Raw genomic sequence first — 7,972 nt, forward strand, 5'->3', positions numbered from 1 at the left:
TCGGAAGTCACCGCGCGGTCCTCCGCGGTGTCTGTGCGCGCGAACGCGCCTTGCGTGCGGCCGCCCGGCGGCGTCCCGCGTCACCCGTCGAGGAGGGGCCCCGCCCCTCCTCGGCGAGATGGCGAGCCAGGCTCCGGACGGTGGGGAACGCGAACAGGTCCACCACCGGGATCTGCCGTCCGAGCCGTTCCGTCAGCCGGGCCTGCACCCGAAGCAGAAGCAGCGAGTGCCCGCCGACCTCGAAGAAGTTGTCCTCGGCGCCCACCTGTTCGACCACCAGGACCTCGCTCCACACGGCGGCCACAAGGCGTTCCGTCGCGCCGGCGAGCGGTAGACGGGCAGAGGTGTCTGCCGCCCGGTCGGGAGGCGGCAGGGCGCGCCGGTCGGTCTTCCCGCGTTCGCCCCGCGGCAGCGCGTCCATGAGGACGATCGGGCCGGGCACCATGTACTCCGGCAGCTTCCGTTCGAGGTGCTCACGCAGTTCGGCCGCCGTGACGGCGCCGGAGCGGGCGGCGTAGCCGACCAGTACGGGTCTGCCGGGAACGTCCTCGCGCAGCACCGCCGCCGCGTCCATGACGCGCGGGTGCGCGTTCAGGGCGGCCTCGATCTCGCCGAGTTCGATGCGGAAGCCGCGGAGCTTGACCTGGTGATCGTCGCGACCGAGGAACTCGAGCGTCCCGTCGGCGGCGGCGCGGGCCCGGTCGCCCGTGGCGTACATGCGCTCGCCCGGCGGTCCCCACGGGTCGGGCGGAAACGACGCCGCCGTCCGCCCGGGGTCTCCCAGGTAGCCCAGGGCCACTCCGGGGCCTGCCAGGTACAGGTCGCCGTGAACGCCAGGCGGGACGGGCCGGAGCCGCTCGTCGAGCACGTACGCGCGGACCCCTGGGAGGGGTCTGCCGATGGGCACGGTCGTCCCCTCGTACGACTGCCCCGGACCCGGTTCGTGCAGGGTGGCCGTGATGGTGGTCTCCGTCGGGCCGTAGGCGTTCAGCCAGCGCACCCCGGCCGGCACCGCGGCCCGCCACTGCGCGAGCCGCCCGGCGTCGACCCGTTCGCTGCCCACCACGACGAGCCGGAGAGCGGGGCAGGCGCCCGCCGGGTACCGGTCGAGCACGGCCACCCATTCGTGCCAGTACGACGCCGGAAGGTTGAGCACGCTCAGCCGTTCCCGTCGGGCCAGTCCGGTCAGTTCCGCGATCCCGGGCACCGGTCCCGCCGGGAGCAGGACGACCTGGCCGCCCCGGATGAGGGTGGCGAAGAGCTCCTCCGCCGCCACGTCGAAGGCGGTGGAGGCGAACTGGAGCACCCGGTCGTCGGGGTGCAGCCCGTAGCGGTCCGCGATCGCCCGCAGCGTGTGGGCGAGGTTGCCCTGGCTCACGCACACCCCCTTGGGGGTGCCGGTGGTCCCCGAGGTGTAGAGGACGTAGGCCGTCGCCGTCGGGGAGGTGGCGCAGGGCGCGTCGTCCGGGGCGGGCCCGTCCGCGCGGAGCGCCTCTTCGGCACAGACGAAGGGAAGGTCACCGCACCCGGGCCGACCGGTCTCCGACGAGCCCACTACGAGGACCGCTCGCGAGTCCACGAGTACCTGTTCGAACCGGTCCTGCGGGGCTGCGACGTCGACCGGGACGTAGGCGGCCCCGGCCTTCATGACCCCGATCAGCGCGGCCGGCCAGGCGGGTCCGCGCTCCATGCGCACGACGACGGTACTGCCCGGCCGGACGCCGCGGGCCCGCAGGTGGGCGCAGATCCTGTCCGAGTGGGCGGCCAGTTCGGCATAGGTCAGGGACCGGCCGTCCTGACTGACCGCGGTGTGCTCGCCCCAGCGGGCGCAGGCCTCGGCCAGGAGCCGCACCAGCGTGTCCGCCGCCGCCCCGGACGTCGTACCGGCGCCTGCCGCCAGGGCCTCCAGCTCGGCCGCGCCGAGCAGGGACAGCTCGTCGAGCCGAGCTTCGGGGGCGGCCAGCGCGGACTCCAGCAGGGTCGTGAGGTGGCCCGCGAGCCGTTCCACGGTGGCTCGGTCGAACAGGTCGACGTCATACTCGATCGCACCGCGCAGAGCCCCCGACTCCAGCGAGGACTCCTCCCAGACCAGGGTGAGGTCGAACTTCGCCACCGGGCTGACGGACTCGTCCACCGTCATGGACAGCCCCGGCGCGACGACGGCGTCCCCCGGCACGTTCTGCATCGCCATCATCACCTGGAACAGGGGCGTCCAGCTGGGGTCACGGGGCGGCCGGACGGCCTCCACCACCTGTTCGAAGGGGACGTCCTGGTGCTCGAAGGCGCTCAGCGCGCTCTCCCGTACGACGGCGAGGAACTCGGCGAACGTCTGCTCCTCGTCCCAGCGGGAGCGCAGCACCAGCGTGTTGACGAAGAACCCGATCATGTCCTCGAGTTCCGGACGGGTCCGGCCGGACACCGGCGTGCCGACGCTGACGTCCCGGACCCCCGCGTACCGGCCCAGCAGCAGCGTGAAGACGGCGAGCAGGGTCATGAAGCGGGTGGTGCCGAAGCGTCGGCTCACCTCGCCGAGCCGGGCCGTCAGTTCGCTCGACAGCCGCACCTCGACCGTGTCGCCGACGTGGCGGGGGGAAGCGGGACGAGGGCGGTCGGTGGGCAGGTCGAGGACAGGCGGCGCGCCCGCCAGACAGTCGGTCCAGTAGCCCAGTCGTCCGCTCTGGTCGGGATCGTCGAGGAGCGCGCACTGCCAGACGGCGTAGTCCGGGTACTGGACCGGGAGCTCCGGCGGTTCGCCCGCGCCGTCGAGCCCCGCCCGGTACAGCGCCACCAGGTCGCGCAGGAGTACACCGACCGACCAGCCGTCACAGACGGCGTGGTGCATCGTCACCAGCAGCACGGACCGCCGCTCGTGCAGACGCAGCAGGCGGAAGCGGACGAGCGGGCCCTCCGAGAGGTCGAAGGGGAGCAGGGACTCCGTCCGGGCGCGCTCGGCGGCCGTCGCGGTCCGTGCGGCCTCGGGCAGGTGGCCGAGGTCCTCGGCCACCAGCCGGACGTCACCGGTCTCGTCGACCACCTGGACGGGGTCGCCGTCCGCGATTCCCACCAGCCGGGTGCGCAGCGAGGCGTGGCGCCGCACCAGTGCCCGCAGGGCGTGGCGCAGGGCCGTCAGGTCGAGGACGCCCGTGAGCGTCACGGCCAGTGGGACGTTGTAGAGCGGGCTGCCGGGGTCGAGCCGGTCGAGGAACCACAGGCGCCGCTGGGCGAAGGAGAGGGGCTGGGGTCCCGCGCCGGCGGGGACCAGGGGCGAGGCGGCGCGCACGGAACGGGCAGCTGCGGCGCGCCGCGCGAACGCCGACACCGAGGGCGCCTCGAAAATGTCCCGGATGCCGAGCTCGGCGCCGAGTTCGGCTGCGACGCGGGTGACCGCCTGAGCCGCGAGCAGTGAGTTCCCGCCGAGCACGAAGAAGTCGTCGTGCGCGGAGACCTCCGCCACCCGCAGCAGCTCCGACCAGACCCGGGCGACCAGCTTCTCGGTCGCGCCCCGTGGCAGGACCCGGGTCCCGGACCGGACGCCGTCCCGCTCGTCCGGCTCGGGGAGCGCTTTCAGGTCCGCCTTGCCGTTCGGTGTGACCGGCAGCTCGTCAAGAGGCACGTACCAGGTCGGGACCATCGCCGCGGGAAGCCGCTCCACGAGGAAGGACCGCAGGACGCGGGGCTCGGCCCGCACCCTGTCCGTCATGACCACATACGCGGCCAGCGCGCGCCGCTCGCCTTCCCCCTTCACCGCAACGACCGCCTCGCGCACGCCGGGACAGGCGCGGAGCACGTTCGCGATCTCGTCCGGCTCGATACGGACCCCGCGGAGCTTCACCTGGGAGTCGGCGCGGCCGAGGTACTCGAGGACGCCGTCCGCCCGCCAGCGGACGATGTCCCCGGTGCGGTAGAGGCGTTCCCCGTTCCCGAACGGGCTCGGGACGAACCGCTCCGCGGTCAGGCCGGGGCGTCCGGTGTATCCGCGGGCCAGGCCCGGACCGCCGATGTGGAGCTCACCGGGCAGACCGATGCCGGCATGCTCGCCATGGGGGTCGAGGACGTACAGGTCGGTTCCGGCGATCGGCCGGCCGATCGGGACCCGGGCGTCGGCGCGCGGGGTGCCGACGTCGTGGCAGCTCGCGATGGTGGTGCCCTCGGTCGGGCCGTACGCGTTCACCAGCCGGACGCCCTCAGCCGCGCTCCGCACCGCCCGCACCCTGCGCACGTCCGCGGCCTCGCCGCCGAAGAAGAGCGTGCGCAGCGGCCGGAACATCGCCGGGTCCGCGTCGGCGCACTTGTGGAACAGGGCGGTGGTGAGCAGCATCGAGGTGAGTCCGTCGGCCTCGATGCGCCGGCGGAGCGCCGGGGGTGAGAGGACGTCGTCCTTGGGGACGCCCACCAGCCGCGCGCCGTTCAGCAGTGCCCCCCAGATCTCGAAGGTGGCCGCGTCGAACGAGGTGTTGGCGACCTGGCCCACCACGTCGGAGGAGTCCCAGCCGAGGTAGTCGGTGTCGCGGACCAGGCGCACGATCCCGCGGTGGGTGATGGCGACGCCCTTGGGGAGGCCGGTCGAGCCCGAGGTGTAGAGCACACAGGCCTGTTGGTCGGGATGCGGCGGCGGGAGTTGCGCCGTTCCTACAGGCCCCGCCCGCAGTTCGCCGACCGGGACCACGGGGACGTCGCCTCCGAAGGAGACGTCGCGGTCGGCGATCACCAGGCAGGTACGGCTGTCCGCCACCATGTGGGCCAGCCGTGCGTCGGGATGCCCCGGGTCGAGCGGCACGTACGCGGCGCCGGCCAGCAGCACCGCCAGCATCGCGACGACCAGCGAGGCCGAGGCCTCCATGGCGAGTCCGACGGCGCTCTCCGCCCGTACTCCGCGTTCCAGGAGGGCTGTCGCCATGCGCTCGGCCCGGGCATGGAGCTCTCCATAGGTCAGGGTTCCGTCCCGGAACACCAACGCCACGGCGTCCGGGGCGGTCCGGGACCGGTCGCGTAGTGCCTCGACCACGCTGACGGCGGCCGTCCGTACCGGTTCCGATCCCCACGCGGCGAGCTGCGCCCGCTCCTCAGCGGTCGTGTGCACGAGCCGGTACAGGGGCGACGCGGGCGAGTCGAGGGCGGACTCCAGCAGGGCCGTGAAGTGGTCCGCGAACCGTTCCACGGTCGCCCGGTCGAAGAGGGCGGTGTCGTACTCGATCGTGCCGCACAGGGTGCCGTCAGGTGACAGCCCGTTCCAGAACAGGGTGAGGTCGGAGGTGGGGGTGGGGGACGAGGGCTGGGCGGGGCGGGGGGACTGGGCGGGGTACGCGTCCCGCATCGCCGTCATCAGCCGGAACGGCGCCGTCCGGGTGGAGTCGTCGCGCTCGTGCGGGCGCTCGGCGGCGTCCCGCAAGCCGTCCCGGACCTCCGTCAGGAACTCCCCGAAGGTCCGTGTGTCCTCCCAACGGGAACGCAGCACCAGCGGGTCGTACGGGTGGGCCCCGACCGGCACACCGACGCAGACGTCGGCCACTCCCGCGCAACGGCCCGCCAGCAGGGTGAACACCGCCGTCAGCGTGGTGAACCGGTCGGTGTCGTGGGCGGCGGCGACCCGGCCCAGACGCCGTGCGATCAGGGCGCCGAGTGTGACCCTCACCGAGTCGCGCGGTTCACGGCGCGTCGAGGACCGCGGGCGGTCGGCGGGGAATCCGGGCAACGAGGGCGCTTCGTCGGACCGGTACCGCTCGTGTGCGATGTCCGCCACGTCGGGCTTCTCCTTCAAAGGACATGGCTCACCGGGGGACGGAGCCGAGGATTCGGATCCGGCCTGCTCGCCGGACGGGATTCTCAGGAGGTGCTGACCGGGCTCGGCTGCGCCGGCCCGTCCACCTGCTCGGACAGGTGCCGCATCGCGCGCACCGGGGACAGGAGTACGACCAGGGAGGGCACGAACAGTCCGACCGCGGACACGACGACCGTCTCGCGCAGGCCCCAGGCACTGGCCAGGGCACCGCCCATCAGGGAGCCCAGTGACAGGGTTCCCCACGAGAGCGAGCGCACAGTCGCGTTCACCCGGCCCTGCAGATGCTCGGGGGTGATCGACTGACGGAAGCTGATCACGGTCACGTCCCACACGGGAATGCCGAAGAACCCGATGAAGGTGGCGACTCCGGCCAGCGCGGCGGAACCGAGGGAGTCCCCGTCCACGGTGGCGAGCAGGAGAAAGCCGACGCCGGGCAAAGCCACGGCTGCCGCCAGGGTCGGGCCGATGCCCAGCAGGGCGTTCAGCCGCTCGGACAGCAGGGCGCCGACGAGGCCGCCGACGCTGCCGCCGGCCACGATCAGTCCCACCGCCGTCGAAGCGAGTCCCACCTCACGGATGAGGTAGAGGAAGTAGACAGCCATGATCGAGCTGAAGAACAGGCTGAGGAAGAAGACCGCGACGGTGCACCAGCGGAGCAGGGGGCTGCGCCCGACGACGGCGAATCCCTCGCGGAGCGAGGCCCAGACCGACTGTTTGCCCTCGGCCTCCCCCTCGGCCTGGGGTGCGGCGTCCGCAGGCAGTCTGATCAGGGCGAGAGCCGAGATCAGATAGCTCACGGCGTCGATGGCGATCACCACGGGAGCGCTCATCACGCCGATCAGTCCGCCGGCGATGCCCGGACCCGCGACCTCGGCGGTCGAGGCGGAGGCCTGAAGTTTGCCGTTGGCCTCCATCAGCCGCTCACGACCGACCAGTCCTGGGAGATAGGACATGTAGGCGATCTCGAAGAAGACGGTCATGACGCCCACGAGGAAGGTCACGACGAGGAGCTGGGGGACCGTCAGCACGTCGAGCGAGTAGGCCACGGGGATCCAGGCGAGCGCGGCGAACCTGATCGCGTTCGCCGTGATCAGGATGGGCCGCCGGGCCCGTCGGTCCACCAGGACACCGACGAAGAGCCCGAACAGCAGGAAGGGAAGCGTCTCCAGGGCGCTCAGCAGACCGGCCTCCATCGGTGACGCATGCAGGACGACGACCGCGGTGAGGGGCAGTGCCACATAGGTGACCTGTGTGCCCAGGAAAGAGATCGACTGGCTCGACCAGAACAAGGCGAACGCCCTGTTCCGGAAGAGGGGGCCGGGCGGATGGGGTGCCTGCACGGCGTACCTCCGGTTTCGGCGGGAGTGGGATGGGAGGGAGAGGCGGAGAGGGCGGCGGGACTGGTGGCCGTCACTCCACGGGTGGCCGTCGCTCCATGGAAAAGCGGAGGCTCAGCGGCCTCATGTCCGTCCAGTGCGCGTCGACGTAGGCGACGCATGTCGACCGGTCCGCCGGGCCGTGTACGGCAGTCCAGCCGACGGGCACGGCGCAGTGGTCCGGCCAGAGCGCGTGCTGCCCTTCGCCGTTCACCACCACGACCAGACGGCTCCCGGGATCTTCCAGCGCATTCACCATCGGTTCACTCCTCGGATTGCCCGATCGCCCCAGCGGCGAGCCGCAGCGGACCGCTTTGCCAACCACATATTGTCACGCTGATGGCATCACCTTTCCACAATGCTCGGAATTTTGGCAACACCTTGTCAAATCCTGTGCCTAGCCGCTAGCTTGACGTCACGTCCGGCTCGGACACCACAGCAGCAACGCTCTCCCATGCCTACGAGGGGATCCACCGAATGCGATGTTTGCACCGACTTGGCGCCGTTCTCGCTCTGGTCGCGCTCACCTTCACCATCAGCCACGGCCAGGCCGCGACGGGGGCGACCAGTCCGGTCCAGACGGCCTCGCTGGCACATTCGGGTGCTCCGGTAATCGACTGGCCGTGACCGCCGACATGATCGAAAATCCGTAACGGATGCCTGGGCATTGCCACCCGACTCATGGGTCATTGCCAAAAATTGACAATTGCTCTGGCAACTGCCAAACTGTCGGTGACATGGGGGTGGGGGGGGGCGGCGTCACCGGGGGGCCCCCCCCCCCACACCCAGGGCAGGGATGGGGGGGTGGGTGGGGCAA

The 7,972-nt window shown here is 71.9% G+C and carries 3 protein-coding genes; all 3 read right to left on the reverse strand.

The genetic code is table 11. From position 1 onward, the window contains the following. Positions 1-7: 7 nt before the first annotated feature. The 3 genes from ACFVYN_RS17275 to ACFVYN_RS17285 all read right to left on the reverse strand — a co-directional run bounded on the left by ACFVYN_RS17275 (position 8) and on the right by ACFVYN_RS17285 (position 7,414). The gene (locus ACFVYN_RS17275) at positions 8-5,740 is read right to left on the reverse strand and encodes an amino acid adenylation domain-containing protein (protein ID WP_389998805.1); all 5,733 of its coding nucleotides are present in this window, start codon (positions 5,738-5,740) and stop codon (positions 8-10) included. 83 nt (positions 5,741-5,823) lie between these two features. Beyond that, positions 5,824-7,119, reverse strand: a complete 1,296-nt coding sequence (locus ACFVYN_RS17280) for an MFS transporter (protein ID WP_389998808.1) — start codon at positions 7,117-7,119, stop codon at positions 5,824-5,826. 70 nt (positions 7,120-7,189) lie between these two features. Next, the gene (locus tag ACFVYN_RS17285; protein ID WP_389998811.1) at positions 7,190-7,414 is read right to left on the reverse strand and encodes an MbtH family protein; all 225 of its coding nucleotides are present in this window, start codon (positions 7,412-7,414) and stop codon (positions 7,190-7,192) included. Positions 7,415-7,972: the final 558 nt, after the last annotated feature.

The sequence above is a fragment of the Streptomyces sp. NPDC058307 genome (genome assembly GCF_042880295.1).
GTDB lineage: Bacteria > Actinomycetota > Actinomycetes > Streptomycetales > Streptomycetaceae > Streptomyces.